This is a genomic window from Pseudoalteromonas sp. S2755 (genome assembly GCF_005886535.1).
Classification (GTDB): Bacteria; Pseudomonadota; Gammaproteobacteria; order Enterobacterales; family Alteromonadaceae; genus Pseudoalteromonas.
The window spans coordinates 1-265 of record NZ_PNDS01000280.1; the positions used below are offsets into that span (position 1 = coordinate 1).

The 265-nt window shown below is 52.1% G+C and carries 1 pseudogene; it reads right to left on the minus strand.

Annotation, left to right across the window (positions count from 1 at the left end):
* Nucleotides 1-31 precede the first annotated feature (31 nt).
* Nucleotides 32-265 (minus strand): annotated as a pseudogene (gene glnA, locus CWC03_RS23220) (glutamine synthetase); the annotation flags it as partial.

A 265-nucleotide genomic window follows, 5' to 3' on the forward strand; every position in this document is an offset into this window, starting at 1 on the left:
AGTCGTCAGTGAATTCGCCACCTTGAGGTTAGACCTCGCGGTCAGCATCTAGCGAAGCAAGGGCCTCATCAAGTGATGCTGCAACCGTTGGGATTTCTGCTGAATCTTCTGCTGGTAGGTCGTATAATTCTTTGTCCATTGAATCGCCAGGGTTGATCTTGTTGCGGATACCGTCAAGACCAGCCATCAACTGAGCTGAGAAAGCTAGGTATGGGTGAGCCTCCGGATGGGGGAAGCGTACTTCGAGACGACGACGTTTCTCTGG